The organism is Bradyrhizobium quebecense, assembly GCF_013373795.3.
In the GTDB taxonomy this organism is placed as follows: Bacteria; Pseudomonadota; Alphaproteobacteria; order Rhizobiales; family Xanthobacteraceae; genus Bradyrhizobium; species Bradyrhizobium quebecense.
Window position 1 is genome coordinate 228,197 of sequence record NZ_CP088022.1, and the last position, 17,482, is coordinate 245,678.

At 64.8% G+C, this 17,482-nt stretch carries 17 protein-coding genes; 2 read left to right on the top strand and 15 right to left on the bottom strand.

Features of this window, described 5'->3' with window-relative positions; genetic code table 11:
• Positions 1-103: 103 nt before the first annotated feature.
• From HU230_RS01235 to HU230_RS01305, 15 genes are all read right to left on the bottom strand, one after another.
• The gene (locus HU230_RS01235) at positions 104-2,065 is read right to left on the bottom strand and encodes a hydantoinase B/oxoprolinase family protein (RefSeq protein WP_176533322.1); all 1,962 of its coding nucleotides are present in this window, start codon (positions 2,063-2,065) and stop codon (positions 104-106) included.
• A gap of 3 nt (positions 2,066-2,068) precedes the next feature.
• Positions 2,069-4,093 carry a hydantoinase/oxoprolinase family protein gene (locus HU230_RS01240; protein WP_176533321.1) on the bottom strand — a complete coding sequence of 675 codons (2,025 nt, stop codon included), beginning with the start codon at positions 4,091-4,093 and terminating at the stop codon, positions 2,069-2,071.
• Positions 4,094-4,286: 193 nt separating this feature from the next.
• Positions 4,287-5,246: an AraC-like ligand-binding domain-containing protein gene (locus HU230_RS01245; protein ID WP_176533320.1), complete on the bottom strand. Its 960-nt coding sequence runs from the start codon at positions 5,244-5,246 to the stop codon at positions 4,287-4,289.
• Between the two features lie 106 nt (positions 5,247-5,352).
• Positions 5,353-6,318 (bottom strand): LysR family transcriptional regulator, encoded by a 966-nt coding sequence (locus tag HU230_RS01250; RefSeq protein ID WP_176533319.1) that lies wholly within the window; start codon positions 6,316-6,318, stop codon positions 5,353-5,355.
• Positions 6,319-6,529: 211 nt separating this feature from the next.
• Positions 6,530-7,507, bottom strand: coding sequence for a 5-oxoprolinase subunit C family protein (locus HU230_RS01255; protein ID WP_176533318.1), 978 nt, complete (start codon positions 7,505-7,507; stop codon positions 6,530-6,532).
• Positions 7,497-8,372 (bottom strand): 5-oxoprolinase subunit B family protein, encoded by an 876-nt coding sequence (locus tag HU230_RS01260; protein WP_092124374.1) that lies wholly within the window; start codon positions 8,370-8,372, stop codon positions 7,497-7,499. Before HU230_RS01260 ends, HU230_RS01255 begins: the two co-directional genes overlap by 11 nt.
• Positions 8,373-8,415: 43 nt before the next feature.
• Positions 8,416-9,816, bottom strand: coding sequence for an acetyl-CoA carboxylase biotin carboxylase subunit (locus HU230_RS01265; RefSeq protein ID WP_176533317.1), 1,401 nt, complete (start codon positions 9,814-9,816; stop codon positions 8,416-8,418).
• Between the two features lie 14 nt (positions 9,817-9,830).
• Entirely contained in the window at positions 9,831-10,073 is a 243-nt protein-coding gene (locus HU230_RS01270; RefSeq protein ID WP_021082329.1) for an acetyl-CoA carboxylase, read from the bottom strand.
• A 38-nt stretch (positions 10,074-10,111) separates the two neighbouring features.
• Complete coding sequence (locus HU230_RS01275) at positions 10,112-10,840, bottom strand: LamB/YcsF family protein (protein ID WP_092124377.1); 729 nt, start codon at positions 10,838-10,840, stop codon at positions 10,112-10,114.
• An 89-nt stretch (positions 10,841-10,929) separates the two neighbouring features.
• Positions 10,930-12,117 (bottom strand): ABC transporter substrate-binding protein, encoded by a 1,188-nt coding sequence (locus HU230_RS01280; RefSeq protein ID WP_176533316.1) that lies wholly within the window; start codon positions 12,115-12,117, stop codon positions 10,930-10,932.
• Between the two features lie 30 nt (positions 12,118-12,147).
• Positions 12,148-13,221: a branched-chain amino acid ABC transporter permease gene (locus HU230_RS01285; protein WP_176533315.1), complete on the bottom strand. Its 1,074-nt coding sequence runs from the start codon at positions 13,219-13,221 to the stop codon at positions 12,148-12,150.
• A gap of 3 nt (positions 13,222-13,224) precedes the next feature.
• A complete protein-coding gene (locus tag HU230_RS01290; RefSeq protein ID WP_176533314.1) occupies positions 13,225-14,139 on the bottom strand; it encodes a branched-chain amino acid ABC transporter permease in 915 nt (304 codons plus the stop codon).
• Position 14,140: 1 nt separating this feature from the next.
• Positions 14,141-14,410 carry an ATP-binding cassette domain-containing protein gene (locus HU230_RS01295; RefSeq protein WP_234633848.1) on the bottom strand — a complete coding sequence of 90 codons (270 nt, stop codon included), beginning with the start codon at positions 14,408-14,410 and terminating at the stop codon, positions 14,141-14,143.
• Positions 14,410-14,862: an ABC transporter ATP-binding protein gene (locus tag HU230_RS01300; RefSeq protein ID WP_224942855.1), complete on the bottom strand. Its 453-nt coding sequence runs from the start codon at positions 14,860-14,862 to the stop codon at positions 14,410-14,412. Before HU230_RS01300 ends, HU230_RS01295 begins: the two co-directional genes overlap by 1 nt.
• Positions 14,859-15,632 carry an ABC transporter ATP-binding protein gene (locus HU230_RS01305; RefSeq protein WP_176533313.1) on the bottom strand — a complete coding sequence of 258 codons (774 nt, stop codon included), beginning with the start codon at positions 15,630-15,632 and terminating at the stop codon, positions 14,859-14,861. Before HU230_RS01305 ends, HU230_RS01300 begins: the two co-directional genes overlap by 4 nt.
• 100 nt (positions 15,633-15,732) lie before the next feature.
• On the opposite strand from HU230_RS01305, the gene HU230_RS01310 reads away from it, so the two are divergent.
• Together HU230_RS01310 and HU230_RS01315 are read left to right on the top strand one after the other, a co-directional pair.
• Positions 15,733-16,653 carry a LysR substrate-binding domain-containing protein gene (locus HU230_RS01310; RefSeq protein WP_176533312.1) on the top strand — a complete coding sequence of 307 codons (921 nt, stop codon included), beginning with the start codon at positions 15,733-15,735 and terminating at the stop codon, positions 16,651-16,653.
• Between the two features lie 175 nt (positions 16,654-16,828).
• Positions 16,829-17,482, top strand: a complete 654-nt coding sequence (locus HU230_RS01315) for a TetR/AcrR family transcriptional regulator (protein ID WP_176533311.1) — start codon at positions 16,829-16,831, stop codon at positions 17,480-17,482.

Sequence of the window (17,482 nt, forward strand, 5' to 3'; positions counted from 1 at the left end):
ATGGTTTGAATGAAAGTGCAGGCGATGCGGGGGAGGCGACGGCTCGAATCCTCTTTGGTGCATGGACTGCGCCGTCTGCCAGCGGCGCGGCTGCCGGTGACAATCAGCCCGCTTTCCACATCGCGACCGAGCGCCGCTCGAACGCTTCGCGGAACTGGCGGGTGGATTCGGGAAGCAGCGCACCGGTGCCCCAGTCGAGGATCACCGCGTGGCTGCGGATCACATCGAACGCGTTGATCTCTCCGTTCCGGTAGCGCTGTGCCACCTTCTCCGGATCGAGACGGGCATTGGCGACGCGCTCGGAGCGGATCTTGGCGCGGAGCGCCGCGGTCGCGACCTTGTCGATTTCGTAGTTGCAGAGCTCGGCGTCGATGGTGTGCACCACGACGCCATAATCCTTGGCGGCACGATCGACCGAGACATAGTCGTCCTTGATGTCCTCGATCACGAGGTTCGGATCGCGCTCCAGCGGATCGCCGAACCCGCCGCCGCCGGCGGTCGGACGCGAAAAGACGTCGCCTTCGCCGATCGGCACGTCCGAGAAGATCGAGCCCAATCGCTCCTCGGCCGCGCTGCCGGCGCGCTTCAAGGTCAGTCCGTGCGGCATCGACGGCAGACCACCCTCGATGCCCCACACGATGGCGCGCTCGCGGTCGCAGATATAGGAGATCACGGTCTTCTCGGCCTGCAACATCCGCGACGTCTTCACCACGCCGGCGCCGCCGCGCCATTTGCCGGGGCCGGGCGAGTCCTTGAGGATCTCGCATTCGGTGGTCAGGATCGGGTTGGCGCGCTCCTGGCCTTCGACCGGCTGCGACATCAGGCCGGTGCCGAAGCAGGCGGTCGTGACATTGCTGCCGTCCTTGCCGTTGCGTCCGCCCCAGCCGCCGGGCAGCCAGTCGTAGAACATGAAGATCGGCTTGTCGGCGCTGCGGGCGTCGAGACCGCCGGTGAGCAGGTATTCGAGATTGAAGGCGCAGGCGAGCGCGCGCTCCGGCATCAGCTTCGACCACATTTCGTAGATCGAGTTCATGATCTTCTCGAACGGCATCAGGAAGCCGGTGACCGCGATCGGCCATTTGGCATCGACGATCGAACCTTCGGGGGCGATGATGTCGAAGCAGCGGTAGAAGCCGGAATTGAGCGGCAGATCGGGGAAGAAGGTCTTCATGCCGGCGGCGACAGCGGAAAAGGTCGCGCCGAACGCCGAGTTGTAGATCGAGCCGATGGTCGGATGGCTGCCGGTGAAATCGTAGATCGCACGGTCGCCCTTGATCGTCATCTTGATGCGGATCGGGATCATGCCTTCGCCGCCAGCCGGATCGCGGTCGATGTAGTCGACCGTTTCCCATTCGCCGTCGGGCAGCGCTGCGATGCGCTGGCGTGCCGAGCGCTCGACATAATCCTGCACGGCGGCCAGCCCGGTCTCGACGGTCTCGCGGCCGTACTTGCCGACCAGACGCAGGATCTCGCGTTCGCAGACCGCGGTTGCTTCGGCCTGTGCCTGGATATCGCCGATGATCGAGGCCGGGTCGCGCGTGTTGGAGGCGATCAGATGCGCGACGTCCTTGCGCAAGCCGTTCTTGTCGAATAGGCGGACCGGCGTGATGCGCAGGCCCTCGCGGAACATCTCGCGGGCGGCGACGTCGAACGACCCCGGCACGCTGCCGCCGACGTCCGACCAGTGCCCGTTGGACTGGCTGAAGGCGATGATCTTGCCGTCGGCGAAGATCGGACGGATCAGCCGCACGTCGGAAAAATGCGTGCCGCCGGCATAGGGGTCGTTGATCGCGAAGACGTCGCCCTCATGCATGTCGCCTTCGAAATGGCGCATCACGTCCTTGCAGGTGAAATGCAGCGTGCCGACGTGGACGGCGATATCCTGGTTGCCTTGCGCCGCGCATTCGCCGTTGGCGTCGTGCAGCGCGCTCGAGAAGTCGCGGTTGTAGATGACGAAGGAGTAGCAGGTCCGCAGCACCTGCTCGCCCATCTGGTCGACGCTGGTGATGAAGGAGTTCTTCAGAACCTCGAAGGTTACGGGGTCGAGCGGGAGAGCTCCGGCCATGGTTCACTCCTTCACGCGGATGATGATGTTGAGATATTTGTCGACCTCGGCGGCGGCGCCGGGCGGCACCACGGTCGTCGCATCGAGCTGCTCGATGATCGCGGGGCCTTGAAAGGAGAAGCCGCAGGGCAGGTCGTCGCGCTGATAGACGGGCGTATCGAGCCCGCTGCCCTCGAACCAGACCCTGCGGCGGCCAACCGGCTCGGGGCTAGCGCCGGTCGGCTTGTGAACGGCAAATTCGGCCTTGGGAACCACTCCGACCGCCTTCAGATTGAGGCGGAAGAAGCTGACCGGCGCGCTGTCGCGGCGAAAATTGTATTCGCGCTGGTGCTCGGCGTGGAAGCTTTGCACCAGGTCGGCGATCGCGCCGATCGGCTGCGGCGCGTTCACTGCGAGCGAACGCCACTGGCCGCGGTACATCATGTCGATCGACCGCTGCAGCACGATATCCTTCTGCGTGACGCCCTCATGGGTCAGCCGCGCGAGCGCGGCCTTCTCAAGCTCGGCGAACTGCGCCTCGATCTCGCTGGCGTCTGCATCGGCCGCGTCGACCATGCAGCTCTGCGAGAAATCGTGCTGCATGTCGACGAGCAGGCATCCGAGCGCGGAGGTCACGCCGGGATTGGGCGGCACGATCACGACGGGAATCGACAACTCGCGCGCGACGTCGACGCCATGCAGGGCGCCGGCGCCGCCGAACGCCACCAGCGCAAAGTCGCGCGGGTCGTAGCCGCGACTGATCGAGATCAGCCGCACCGCATCCGACATGTTGGCATTGGCGACCTTGACGATCGCGTCTGCGGCCTCGTGCAGGCCGAGGCCGAACGGCTTGGCGACGCCGCTCTCGACGGCTTTCCGCGCGAGTTCGGGGTCGAGCTTCACCTTGCCGCCGGCGAGGTCGGTGCCGAGCCGACCCAGCGTCACGTTGGCGTCGGTGTTGGTCGGCTGGGTGTTGCCGTTGCCGTAGCAGGCCGGTCCCGGATAGGCCCCGGCCGATTGCGGGCCGTTGCGCAGGGAGCCGGCCGGATCGGTCCAGGCCAGCGAGCCGCCGCCGGCGCCGATGGTGAGCACCTCGATCGAAGCGAAGCGGATCGGATAGCCGAATTCGATGTGCCAGTCCTTGGTGACGCGCGAGCGGCCCTCATAGGCAAGCGACACGTCGGTGGACGTGCCGCCCATGTCGAGGCCGATCGAATTGGGAAAGCCGCAAAGGCCGGCGATATAGCGGCTGGCGATGGCGCCGGCGGCGATGCCGGAGCCGGCGAGGCGCGCCGCGAAGTCCTTGACACTTGCCGGCGTCATCACCCCGCCGCCGGTGTGCAGCAGCAGAAGATCGCGGGTGTAGCCCTCGTGCGCCAGGCGTTCGCCGAGCCGGCTCGTATAGTTGACGACCACCGGGCTCACGACGGCGTTGGCAACCGTGGTCGAGAACCGCTCGTGCTCGAAGATCTCGGGAAGCACCTGCGAGGAGATCGACACCGGAATGTCGGGCATCTCCGCCAGCAGGATGTCGCGCATCATGCGCTCATTGGCACCGTTGAGATAGGCGTTCATGAAGCAGACCGCGACCGCGGCGACGCCGCGACGCTTGAGGATGCGGGCGACGTCGTGCGCGGCTTCGACGTCGAGCGGTTCGATCACCTTGCCGCCGGCATCGACGCGCTCGGGCACGGTCAGGCGATCGCGCCGCGGCACGTAGGGCGGGACAACGTCCTTGTAAGTGTCCCAGAGGTCTTCCTTGTTGGCGCGCCTGATCTCGATGACGTCGCGGAACCCCTTGGTCGTGACCACGGCGGTGCGGGGCAGGCGGCGCGTGATCAGGGCGTTGGTGGCAACTGTCGTGCCGTGCGAGAACAGCGCCACCCTGGAGAGATCGATTCCGGCCTTGGACACGCCGCCCATGATGCCTTCGATCGGATCGCGCGTGGAGGAGGTCTTCTCGATGCGGATGAGGCCGGTCGTCTCGTCCATAATGCAGATGTCGGTGAACGTGCCCCCGACGTCGACAGCCACACGAAGGTCGTGCACCATGCGTCTTCCTTTCGAACAAGCGTTTCGCCGATCTTAGGCAGAGCGGCGGCCCCGGTTCTTGACGCTGAGCGCAGGAAGACTTGTGCGAGAGAGCGAACCGCATGACGGGCCATGCATGCCCGGACCGGCGGCGGGTTGCCCAGGAAGCGGTCAGCTAAACGGTCAGATGGGTGCAGTACCGAAGCCGTGTTCAGGCGTTGCCGCCGCGAGAGGTGGCGCGCGCCTCGCTCGGGGTGCAGCCGAACCGGCCGCGATAGTTGCGGCTGAATTGCGCCTGGTCGGCAAAGCCCCATTGGTAGGCGATTTCGGAGATGCTCTTGCGGCAGCTCGCGTCGCGCAGCAGGGCGTCGCACATCGATAGCCGCTGGTTGCGAATGTAGGCGCAGACGGTCAGACCCTCGCCCTCGAAGATCTGGTGCAGATAGCGCAGCGAAATGCCGCAGCCGTCGGCGACCATCTGCGGCGTGAGCCGCATGTCGTCGAGGCGGGCACGGATGAACTGCTCGCAACGCAGCAGATGGCCATTGCGCACCGAGGACGAGTGGCCGGTCAGCACGCGGTCGTCGGATTCGATGGCCATCGCAAGCAGCTCGATGAGGTGCTTGCCCATCATCGCGCGCGCCGTCTCGTCCATTTCCTCGATCCGCTCACCGGAGAGGCGCAGCGTGTCGACGAACAGCGCGCCGACGCTGCGGCTGGCGTCGAATTGCAATGTGGCGAGACGTTCGGGGCGGTTGATGCGGGCGCGCAGCACCGCGCTCGGGATCTTCAAACACCACAGCGCCGTCGGTTCCCGATGGCTGAACTCGTAGGGGAGGTGGCTGCGCTCGATCAGGAACGCGCCCGGCCGGCAATGCACGACCTTACCGTCCTGCTCGAAACGGATTTCGGCAAGTTCGGGCACCGTGATCAGGAAGGATTCCTCGCGCTCGTTCAGGAGGTGCCGCTCATGGCGCTTGTACAGCAGGCCGTTGGCGATGTTTCGCGAGACCGAGAGGGGACCCATCGACCAGGCGCCGAGGCGCGCATTGAAGTCGCGCGTGCTCGGGAAGCGCAGGTCGAGCGAGTAATAGGTCTTCGAGACGACCTCCTGCCAGTACTGGCGGCGGGTCTGCAACGGGATGTCGTTGGTCGTGTAGGTGACTTGCATGTCTCACTCCCCGCCGCCGGCTGTGCCTCCGGTCGTCGTGTCCCCGGCCAAAGTTTGGCGAGGACTGCCGGACGGCGTCAAGTCGAATAAAACGGAAACGGATATTCTAGATTTCGATCGCCTCCTCGGCCGGGTGCCGGTGATCCATGCTGAGAGGAGGCCGGGCCGGCCCCACGCCCGCAACCGCAAAGCGCATGAAATCGCGGAACGCCATCGCGGCTTCCGACGGCCTGGTGTCGCGCCGCCAGGCTAGACCGATATCCATGCTCGGCACCTCGTCCTCGATGACCCGGGTCTCGATCCGCTGTCCCTCCAGCGACCAGGGCCGGTAGATCAGGTCGGAGAGAATGGCGATCCCCATGCCGCCCGCGACCATGGAGCGCACGGCTTCGACCGAGGAGGTGCGGAAGATCGTGTTCGGTTCGAGCGAAGCGTTGCTCCAGTAGCGCATCGAGGTGTGCTTGGCCTCGTCGACGGTGAGCATGACGTAAGGATAGGTGGCGATCTCAGCGAGATGGACCCGCTCGGCGCGAGTCAGCGGATGCTCGGGCGCAAGCCAAAGGCGGCGCGGCGATCGCAGCAGCGTCTCGCTGGTGAGCTTAGCGTTGTCGCGCAGGTTCGAAACCAGCATCACCGCGAGATCGAGCGCGCCGTCGACGAGCGCGCGTTCGAGCACGTCACGCGGCGCCTCGAACAGCTCGATCGTGATGCCGGGAAAGCTTGCCTGGAAGCGCTTCTGGTGGCGCGGCAGGAAATAGCCCGACACGGTGTAGGTGACGCCGATGCGGACCGTCCCGAACAGCGGTCCCGCTGATATCTGCGTGTTCCGCACCGCTTCGGCGACGGCGGCGAGGATCTGACGGCCCTGGGACAGGAAGCGGCTGCCCTCCATGGTGACGGTCACGCCGTTCGGCGCGCGCTCCAGGAGGCGGGCGCAGACGGTCGCTTCGAGCTGTTGAATGGCCGCGGTGACCGCTGATTGCGAGACGTTGAGGTCGATGGCCGCCTGGCTGATGCGCCCGGTTTCGGCGGCGGCGACGAAGTAGCGGATCTGTTTCAGAGAAACGGACATCGCGGTTGTTCCGATGTTGCCTAACTCATGAGCGGTGTTTCTCAGCCCGGCTGCATTCGCTGCAACTCTCGTGCCGACAGGTGCAGAGCTCGCGGTGACGTCAATATCAGGCGCGAGAGGCCGCAACCGACGGCCTGAAGCCTGGAATACGCGCGGCCACCCCGATCGGTGGCCGCGGTCTTTGGCGGATAGGGGCAGCGGCTGTCGGCGGCTACGCCAGCGCGTTGTGCAGCTTGCCCAGCAATTCCGACCGGCTCTTGCGGGCCGCAAGCGCCTGGTTCATGTCGACCTTGACGAACTTCACCGGCGTGTTGGGCTGCAGCTGGCCGATCAGGTCCATATCCGCGGCGATGACGGTCCCGACCATGAAGTAGCCGCCGCCGGAGACTGCGTCACGATGCAGCACGATCGGTTCGGTGCCGCCGGGAACCTGGATCGAGCCGTAGGGATAGCAGGCATCGGTGATGTTGGACGGGTCGGAGCCGGCGCCGAACGGCGGTTCGCGCGGAACGAATTCGAGCGGCTTGCCGCCCTTGAAGCGGTAGCCGATCCGGTCGGCTTCCGGCGCCACCTTCCAGGTGTCGGAGAAGAAGCCGTTGCCGGCCGCCTCGGTGATGCGGTGCCAGTAGAGACCGGGCATGGCGCGCAGTTCCGTCGGCATTCCTGCCGGCTGCCCGCGCAAATCCCTGGCAACGGTGCGTCCATCCTTGCCCGTCGCGGCAGCACTGCCGATTGGCAGCTCGTCGCCGGCCTCGAGCTTGCGGCCCTTGAAGCCGCCGAGCGCGCCGAGCGCGTAGGTCGAGCGCGAGCCGAGGACGACGGGCACGTCGATGCCGCCGGCGACCGCGATGTAGCCGCGCGCACCCTGCTTGAGGAAGTCGAAGGAGAGGATCTGGCCGCGCTTCACCCTGAAGCTGGTCCAGGTTTCGCGCGGCTCGCCGTCGAGTTTCGGCGGCAGCTCCGCGCCGGTGACCGCGACGGTTGCGCCCTCGGTGAATTCGAGCTCGGGTCCCATGAACACGGCTTCGAGCACGGCAGCGCCTGCCTCGTTGCCGACCAGCAAATTGGCCGCGACCAGCGCATGACGGTCCATGGCGCCGGAGAGCGGGATGCCGATGTGATAATAGCCCGGACGTCCGAGATCCTGGACGGTGGTCGCAAGACCCGGCTTCAAAACCCTAACGGCCATGGAGAACTCCATCGAGCTTGGCGTTGTAGGCATCAACGTCGCGGTTGAACTCGGTCAGCGAGAACGAGACGTCGCGGATCACTGGCGCAAAACGGCCGGCGTCGACGTCGGCGACCGCTGCGTCGTAGGCCGCCCGGTCGATCGGCTTCCACTTCACGATGTCGCCTGGTTTGAACAGGCACATGAAGTCGCGCAAATAGCTGATGTTCTGGTTCGGATCATAGATCGGCATCGGCGTGATGCCGAACATCTGATAGCCGCCGGCGCCGCGTACCGAGTAGATGCAGCTGAAGCAGCCGCCATGTCCCACAGTGAGCTTCGGTGTGTCGGTGCGCGGGCGCAGATATTTCGGGGCCTGAAGCTGTCGCTTGCGCTCGACCATCTGGTAGAGGAAGGGCAGTCCGGCGACGAAGCCGACCATCGAGACGAACCAGGGCGCGCTGGAATGCGCCTTGATGAAGGCATCGACGCTATCGAGGCCGTTGATACGCGCGGCGTATTCGAGGTCGGTCCCGTTCGGGTCCTGGTGACGCTCGCGGAAGCGCATCAACGTCTCATGCGTCCAGGGGTCGTTATAGAGTACGGGAATCTCGATGATCCGCGTCTTGATCACCGGTTCCGATTTCTCGGATGCGGAATCCAGCCGCTTCAGTTCGGCCAGCAGATCGTCGGGCTTGATCTGATCCGGATCGAACTTGACCTGATAGGACGCGTTTGCCGGGCAGATCTCCGTGACGCCCTTGATCTTGGCGTCGCGCACCGCATTGGTGATGAAGAGGCTCTTGAAAAAGGCCTCGAGCGACATCGCTTCGCCGACCTCGGCGAAAATGTGCTCGTCGCCGCCGAAGGAAAATCGAGTTTGCATGACTAGCGGCCTCCTGTTGCTGACGGGGCGGATTCTCTTGCCATCATGGCGCGACCTTCACGGCTGATGGCGGCTGAGCGGTGGCAAGGCCGGCGGCATGGGACTCCAGCCACGGTTCGAGCCAAGCCGTATGGAAGCGCCCGGCCTTGACGTCGGCGTCGCGCGCTAGCGCCTGATGCAGGGGCTTTGTCGTGGAAATGCCCTCGACGCTGAGCTCGGCAAGCGCGCGCTCGAGTCGTCTGATCGCGCTCGGCCGATCCTTGTCGTGCACGATCAGCTTGCCGAGCAGGCTGTCGTAGAACGGAGGCACGGTGTAGCCCGCATAGAGCATGCTGTCGAAGCGCACACCGTCGCCGCCGGGTACGTTGAGCGCGCTCACCGTACCCGGATTGGGCAGGAAGTTCCTGGCGGGGTCTTCGGCGTTGATGCGGACCTCGATCGAATGACCGCTGACCCGCACTTCGTTCTGGCGAATGCGCAAGGGCTCACCGCCGGCGATCCGGATCATCTCGCGCACGAGGTCGATGCCGGTGACCATTTCGGTGACGGGATGCTCGACCTGGATGCGGGTGTTCATCTCGAGGAAGTAGAATTCGCCGGTCCTGTCGTCGTAGAGATATTCGAGCGTCCCGGCGCCACGGTAGTTGACCGCCTTGGCCAGCGCCACGGCCGACGTGCAGAGCTTTTCACGTACGGCCTGGGTGAGCGAGGGCGAGGGGGCTTCTTCCCAGACCTTCTGGCGCCGCCGCTGCAACGAGCATTCGCGCTCGAAGCAATGGATCACGTCGCGTCCATCGCCGAGCACCTGGACCTCGATGTGCCGCGCGCCTTCGATCAGCTTCTCGACGTAGAGCCCGCCGTCGCCGAAGGCCGCGAGCGCCTCGGCCTGCGCCTGCGGCATCAGATGATGAAATTCCTCGGCGGACCGTGCGATGCGAATGCCGCGCCCGCCGCCGCCCGCAGCGGCCTTGATCATCACCGGGAAACCGGTTTTCTCGACCAGCGCGAAAGCCGCATCCGCCGACTCCAGCCGCCCCTGGCTGCCGGGCACGGTCGGCACACCGGCCGAGGCGGCGGCCTCGCGCGCCGCGACCTTATCGCCCATCAGCCGGATCGATTGCGCAGTCGGGCCGACGAAGATCAATCCGGCTGCTTCCACCGCGGCCGCGAACTCGGCATTCTCGGCCAGGAAGCCGTAGCCGGGATGAATGGCGTCGGCACCGGTGCTCTGCGCCGCAGCGAGGATGGCCGCCTGGTTGAGATAGGATTTTGACGCCTGCGGCGGACCGATGTCGACCGCTTCGTCGGCGTGCCGGACCGCGAGCGAATCCTTGTCGGCCTTGCTGTAGACCTGGACCGTCGCAATGCCGAGATCGCGCGCTGCGCGGATGACGCGCACTGCGATCTCGCCACGGTTGGCTATGAGGAGCTTCTTGATCGCCATGGCTGGTCGGAGGCTCAAACGTCGATTTCGGCGATCGGCTGGCCGGCCATCACGGCATCCTCGTTCTCGGCCAGGAAGCGAACGATCTTGCCGGCGGCGCCGGCCTTCACCTCATTGAACGATTTCATCACCTCGATGAGCCCGATCGTGTCGCTCTCCGCGACGACGTCGCCGTCGTTCTTGTAGACCGGCTTGTCGGGGGCGGGCTTGCGGTAAAAGATGCCCGGGAGCGGCGAGAAGATCTGCTGCGTTGCCATGGTTTCCTCGTAAGTAGCTGGTTTTTTGCCGCGACGGCTCAGCGCGCGGTGAGATAGGGACGAACCGCTTCGCGGACGGCCTCCGCGATGGCGACGGCGTTCGGCGTGTCGGAGTGAATGCAGATCGAATCGGCGCCGACCACGATGTCGTTTCCCGCCACCGTGCGCGTCTTGCCCTCGTTGACGGCTCTCGCGCATCGGGTGGCGGCGTCGGCCGGATCCTTCGCCTCGTGCTCGCGCGTGATGATCAGGCTGCCGTCGGCATTGTAGTCGAGGTCGGCATAGTACTCGGCGACGAAGGCGTGGCCGCGGCGCTCGTAGACCTGCTGGTGCAGCGTTCCCTTCATGCCGAGCAGCGGCACCTTGTAGACATCGGCGGCATCAGCCACGGCTTCGGCGATGTCCTCGTTGCGCGACGCCATGCCATAGAGTGCGCCGTGCGGCTTGATATGATTGAGCGCCATGCCTTCGGCATCCAGGAACGCCTTGAGGGCGCCGATCTGGTAGAGCAGGCAGTTGGTCAGCTCCTCGCGGCCGATCTTCATCTCCCGGCGGCCAAATCCCTGCAGATCCGGCAACGAGGGATGCGCGCCGACCTTGACGCCGAATTGCTTGGCGAGCTGCACGGTCTTGCGCATGTGGTTGAAGTCGGAGGCATGAAAGCCGCAGGCGACGTTGGCGACGTCGATATGGGGCATCAATGCCTTGTCGTCGCCCATCTTGTAGAGGCCGTAGGCCTCGCCCATGTCGCAGTTGATCACGACCATCTCCTGATTTCCTTCCAACTGGCTTTGCATACGACCGTCGCGGCCGCCCCGGGGTGCGTCTGACGCACCCGGGGCGGCGCGTTGCCGGGTTACTTGGACACCAGATAATCGAGCGGGATCTTTTCCGAGATCGTCCACTGGTCGACCACCTTCGGCTTGCCGGCCTCGGTGTCGACGATCAGGTAACGGCCCTGGTTCTGGTGGTGGATGTCCTTGGTGAAGGTGCGCGGCCCGAACAGCGTGGACTCGTCCTTCATCTTCTCGAGCTCGGCGACGACGGGCGCCGCATCGGTCGATTTGGCGCGTTCGACCGCCTTGGCCCAGACATCGATCAGGACGTAGCCCGGATAGACGTACTGGCTGGACGGGTCGCCGCCGGTGACTTCCTTGTACTTCTTGTTGAACTCGTTGACCTTCGGGTTCGGATCGTCGCCGTAGACCGAGCCTTGCACGGGAACATAGAAGTTCGACAGGTCCGGAACGGCGTTCAACCAGTAGCTGCCGTCGACGCCCGAGCCGTTGAGGATCATCGACTTGATGCCGGCGGCGCGGATCTGCTTGATGGCGGACACGGCGCCCGGCATCATCGTGCAGAGCATGATGGCGTCAGGTTCCTTCGGCAAGCTCTTGATCCGCGTGATCTGCGAAGCGATCGAGGCATCGTCGTTCTTGAAGGTGTCGCTGCCGACCAGCTTGGCCTCCTTCAGGCGCGGCAGCATCCAGTCGAAGCCGTCGCAAATGCCCTTGTTGTAGACGGTCCAGCTGTCGAGCAGCCGATAGAAGCTGCGCGCGTTCTTCTTGGTGTACGCCCATTCCGACATGGTTGCGCCCTGCACCGGTGCCAGCACCGAGGCCGAGAACGAGAACGGGCCGACGCCGGGGATGCCGGCCTTGATCGATTCGGCGCAGAGGAAGAAGGAAACCTTGCCGGCGGCCTGTGCCTGCAGCGCCGCGGGCGCACCATAATCGTAGTCGCAGGAGACGATCACGAGGTCGGCGCCCTGGTCGAGCACCGCAAGACCGGCTTTGGCGCCCTCGGCCTGATCGGTCTTGGTGTCGGCAAACACCGGCTTGATTTTCTTGCCGAGCAGGCCGCCGGCCTTGTTGATCTCATCGATCCGGATCAGCGCCGCGTCCTGCGCCGGCTTGTCGTAGGCCTGCATGAATCCGGATGCCGCGGTCGCAAAACCAACGACGATCTCGTCGGCCGCCTGGGCCGGCGTGAACCAGAGCGCGGATGCTCCGGCCAGAATGCCGAGTAATGTCGTAAAGCGCATATGCCACTCCTCCAATTTTACAAACGAGCGTCAGTGCAGTTCCTTCAGTGCGGTCTGGACCGGCCGGGTCAGGCGCCGCTGCAACGGCCATCGGCGCCAGGAGAACTCCCGGTTGCGGGTCAATCCCGTCGGCAGGTACATCAGGATCACGATGGTGATGATGCCGATCGCTATCTCCTGGACGCCGTTCGGCAGGCCGACGGTGTGCCCGCCCAGGCTGACGCCCTTTTCGAGATCACGGAACAGCTCGATCAGCACCGATATCGCGACCACGCCCGAGACCGCGCCGCTGAGGCTGTACATGCCGCCGACCACCAGCATCGACAGCGTGATGAAGGTGGTCCGCAGATAGAATGCGCCGGGATTGACGATGCTCAGGAAATGCGCGTACAGCGCGCCGGCGAGCCCGATGATGAAGGCGCTGACGACGAAGGCGATCAACCGCTCGCGGACGATGTCGATGCCCGAGGCGCTGGCGGCGACCGCTTCGTCGCGCGTGGCGCGCAGCGCGAGCCCCGAGCGCGAGATCGAATAGAGATAGGCGATCGCGATGGCCACGGCGCCGCCGATCCATGCGGTCCAGACATTCATGGTGGGCGGAATGCCGACGATCGAACCTTGTCCGCCCGTCACCGAATCCCAGTTCGAATAGACATTGTTGATGACGCCGAGCAGGCCGAAGGTCGCAATCGAGGCGGCAATGCCCGACAGGCGCATGATGACGCGCCCGACGATCAGCGCGAACAATGCGGCAAACAGGCCGGAAATCGGCGTCGCCACCCACATCGGCAGTTGCGCATGAAGCAGCCACGCCGGCAGGCCCTTGAGCGTGATCGACTTCATGACAGGCGGAATGGTGAGCCAGGCGGTCATGTAGGCACCGAGGCACATGAAGCTGATATGGCCGAACGACAGCAGGCCCGAATTGCCGACGAAGACGTAGAGGCCGACCACCACCATGATGTTGATGAACATCTCGACCACGGTGCGGTTGAAGGCCCGGCTGCCGAACTGATAGGAGAGGGCGGCCATGATGAGCAGCGCCACGATCAGCACGATCGGCGTGATGATCGTTTGCCGGATGACGGACGGCCGCTGCGACATCGATCAGACCCTCTGCTTGGCGGATTTCGGTGCGAACAGGCCCTGCGGCCGCACCAGAAGGACGACGATGACGGCGCCGTAGACGAACGCGTCCCGGAACACGCGGGCGTCGTGCGGCAAGGTCGCCTGGAACACGACGCTGGCGGCACCGATCAGGAAGCCGGCGGCAACGGCGCCGGGAATGCTGCCGAGGCCGCCGATCACGGTCGCGATGAACGCGATCAGCATCACGTTGGCGCCCATGCCGATGTCGGCGGTGCCGGAATTGGTCGCCAGGATCAGGCCGATCGCCGCCGCCAGCATGCCGCTGATGGCAAAGGCCAGCAGGATCACGCCGTTGGCGCGGACCCCGAGCATGCGCGCCATGGTGAAATTATCGGCCGCTGCGCGCATCTCGAGCCCGTAGCGCGTGCGCTTCAGGAACAGGACGAGGATCACAAGCACGGCCAGCGTGATGATGATGGTCACCACCTGAAGCATCGGGATGTGCGCGCCGAAGACTTCGACCGGCAGGCCGAGGCTCGGCCACAGCGTGATCGACTTCGGCCGGCTGGAAAACAGCATCAGCAGGAGATGGCGGATGACGAAGCCGAGCGCGAAGGACGCGATCATCATTGTCGCCGGGTTGGCGTTGCGGAAGCGGCGGAAGACGACGACCTCCGACAGGATCGACAGCGCGGCGCCGATCAGCAGCAGCAGCGGAATCAAAAGATAGAACGGCAGCTGGCCGGCAAACACGATCGCCGCCGCATCGATCGACGGCCACAGCATGGCGAAGACGCAGAAGGCGATGAAATCGCCGTGGGCGAAGTTGACGAGCCGCATGACGCCGAAGATCAGGGCGATGCCGAGCGCGCCCAGCGCATAGAGGCTGCCGAGGCTCAGCGCATCGAAGATGATCTGGAGCAGCTCGCGCATCTCAGTGATCTCCGAAGCCGAAATAGGTCTGCTTCAGGCGATCATCCCTGACCATGTCGGCCGCGGGGCCCTCGAGCACGATGCGCCCGCCGCGGATCAGGACCATCCGCCCGCCCGTCATCATGGCGCGCGTCGAGCTCTGCTCGACGATCAGCAGCGTGAGCTTGCGCTGGGCCCGCAGCCGCAGCAGGATCTCGTAGACCTGGTCGATGATCTTCGGCGCGAGGCCCAGCGAGGGCTCGTCGATCGCCATGATGCGGGGCGCGGCCATCAGCGCGCGGCCAATGACCAGCACTGCTGCTGGCCGCCGGAGAGCATGCCCGCAGGGCTGTGGCGGCGCTCGGCCAGCATCGGGAATTCCTGGTAGACCCGATCCAGGTCGCCGGCGATTGTCTTGCGATCGGCGCGCATGCCGGTGCCGACCTTCAGGTTCTCCTCGATCGTCAGCGCGCCGAAGACATTGCGTCCTTCCGGCACCAGCGAAAACCCGCGCCGCGCGATGTCTTCGGGCGCGGCACCCGTGATCCTTGCGCCGTCGATCATGATGGAGCCGGAGCCCGGCGGCACGACGCCTGCGATGGCGTTGAGCAGCGTCGACTTGCCGGCGCCGTTCGGGCCGGTCACGAACAGGATTTCGCCTTCGTCGACCGTCAATGTCACGCCGCGGAGTGCCGTGAGGCGCCCGTAGCTGACCGTGATGTCGTCGACGACGAGTGCGGTCATGACGCCACGGCCGCTTCGGCTGCGACCGGTGGAATCAATTCGTCGCGCTGCGTGCCCATATAGGCATGCCGCACGGCATCGCTGTTGCGGATCTGGGCGGGCGGGCCGACTTCGATGATCTCGCCGGAATCGAGCACGAAGATGCGCTCGCACAGCTCCAGCACGAGGCCGATATTGTGCTCGATCAGCAGCACGCCGACATTGAGCTCGGATGCGATCCTGCGGATGATGGCGGCGAGCTCGTGGCTCTCATGCTCCGACATGCCTGCCGCCGGTTCGTCGAGCAGCAGATATCGCGGCGTGCCCATGATGGCGCGACCGATGGCAACGCGGCGCTCATCCGTATAGGGCAGCGCGCCGGCAATGCTGTTGGCGAGATGCGAAATGCCGAGCCAGGCCATCACCCGCTCGGCCTCGCTGATCGCGTCGGGACGGCCTTGGCCGAGGCCGACGCCGGTCACTTCCAGGTTGTCCATGACAGGCAGATCGCGGAAAAGCCGGCCTGACTGGAAGGTCCGCGCCACGCCTTTGCGTCGCAGCATGTGCGCTGCAATGCCGTTGAGTGGCTCGCCTTCCAGCTCCACAGTGCCCGCGCCGACCGGCTGGAAACCGGTCAATACATTGATAAGGGTGGTTTTGCCGGCTCCATTGGGGCCAATCAGTCCGGCGATATGTCCCCGCGGCACGGCCAGTGTGACGTCGGACAGCGCTTTCAGGCCTTCGAATTGGACGCTGACACCGCGCGCGACCAATTCCAAACCTTCGGACATCATCCCAACGCCTTCTCACCCGGAACCGACGGATTGATCTTTCCGTTCCGTCGCGGGATTGTAAAATTCGAAATATCGTTCGCTGATATCGGAAATTTTTATGTCTCTGACGTTCCGTCAGGTTCGGCACTTCATCGCGACGGCGGAGAGCGGACGCGTTTCCGCAGCCGCGGCAGCTCTGAACGTGACGCAATCGGCGGTCACGTCGTCGATCAAGGCCCTCGAGGCTGAGCTTGGCCGCAAATTGTTCGACCGCCATTCCAACGGCGTGACGCTGACTTTTGACGGCCACGAGTTCTTGCAGCGCGCCCGCGCGATCGAGGCGAGCGTGTCAGATGCGACGCGGGGGCCGCATCGCTGGGGGACACAGGTCGACGGCACCGTGGACGTGGCCGTGAGCTATACCGTTGCCGGATATTTCCTGCCGCCGTTGCTAACGCGGTTCTGGCGGTCTTTTCCCGGCATCACGGTCCGGCTGCACGAGTTTCAGCGTGATGCGATCGAGCAGAGCCTGATCAGCGGCAGCGTCGATGCGGCCATCATGCTGATTGCGAACCTGCATGACCGCCACTCCATTCGCTCGCGGCTGCTGTTGCGCTCGGCGCGTCGGTTGTGGACATGCGTCAATCATCCGCTGCTGCGCAAGGACAACATCAAGCTGACCGACCTGGCGAGCGAGCCTTATCTCATGTTGACCGTCGATGAGGCCGAGCGCTCCGCAATGCGCTACTGGCAACATACGGCGCACGTGCCCAACGTCATCTTCCGCACCCTGTCGGTGGAGGCCGTCCGCAGCATGGTCGCGACCGGGATGGGGATCACCATCCTGTCGGACATGGTCTACCGTCCCTGGTCGCTCGAGGGACATCGCATCGAGCTCAAGACGCTTGATGACGACGTTCATACCATGGATGTCGGGCTTGCCTGGAAGGGCAACGCCACGCTTTCACCGGCGGCCCGCGCCTTCTGCGAGTTCGTCGCCCATTCCTATCCCGGATCGGAGCCGTTCAAGCTCGACTGAGGTCCCGGAGAGGCGCCATTCCAACTCAGGCATGGAATTATTCGACCGGATGGTCAATAAATGCTGGCTCGGACGCGGCTCGGCGCAAGCAGGGCGGTGGTCCCGAAATTTTGCCGTCATTTGATTCACACCTCAAGACGAGAGCCGAATACCCGGCCGAATAGAACGGAAAGACATGGCCCGATCGCGCGCCAAGGACTACGACGACAAGCGCCTCTCGATGCTGCATCGCTCGGCCGAGCTGTTTGCCGCATCGGGCTATGTCGGCACGTCGATGAACACGATCGCGGATGCGTGCGGTGTCTCGAAGGCGCTGCTCTATCACTATTATCCGGACAAGAAAGCGATCCTGTTCGATATACTGTCGTCGCATCTCGAGAAGCTGGTGGCGGCGGTCCGGAAGGCGAGCGCGCAGGCCGGCGATCCGGTCGAGCGCTTCCGAACGATCGTGGCGACCCTGCTCGAGCTCTACCGGCATGCCGACGCCGAGCATCAGGTCCAGATTGCTAGTCTCAAGCTGTTGCCGAAGGACAAGCAGCAGCCGCTGCTTGCGAGCGAGCGGATCCTGGTCGGGATCATGTCGGATGCGCTCGCCGCGGCCGTGCCGGCGGCGAAGCAGAAGCGCGTCCTCAAGCCGCTGACGATGAGCGTGTTCGGCATGCTGAACTGGCATTATATGTGGTTTCGCGAGGGCGGGCCGATGACCCGCGCCGAATACGCCGACTTCGTCGCGCAACTGGTGTTGGCGGGTGCCGCGGATGCCGCCGCCAGCCGGCCGCGCAGCAAGGCAAAGCCCGCCGGCCGAAGCCGGCAGGCCGAGTTGCTCTGA